Genomic DNA, 290 nt, shown 5'->3' with positions numbered 1-290 from the left:
AACCCACCCGCAGCGCCGCCAGCTTCGCCGCCAAACCCCGCGGCGACATCGCCGTGGGCGCGCGCGTCTTCCACGAAAAGTTCGGCTACGGCACCGTCGCCGAGCAGGAAGGCAACAAGCTGGAGATCGATTTCGAAAGCGCAGGGCGCAAGCGGGTGATTGATAGCTTTGTGAAGGTGGCTTGAGGGGGTTGGCTTTGTCGCTCGCGGTTGTTGGACGACCGAATTCGCTCAGAGCACGAACCCGCTCCGCGGGAGAGTCGCTTGGGGTGCCGTAGCGTAGTATTGTTC

General features: G+C 63.1%; 1 protein-coding gene. It reads left to right on the top strand.

Annotated features, from left to right (window positions below):
- A partial coding sequence (locus tag AX703_RS28110; RefSeq protein WP_197423831.1) for a hypothetical protein occupies positions 1-185 on the top strand: 185 nt, incomplete at its 5' end.
- Positions 186-290 lie beyond the last annotated feature (105 nt).

Source organism: Novosphingobium sp. CCH12-A3, assembly GCF_001556015.1.
GTDB classification, from domain to species: Bacteria; Pseudomonadota; Alphaproteobacteria; order Sphingomonadales; family Sphingomonadaceae; genus Novosphingobium; species Novosphingobium subterraneum.
The sequence above is the reverse complement of the archived record's forward strand: the minus strand, read 5'-3'. Positions and strand labels throughout refer to the sequence as shown.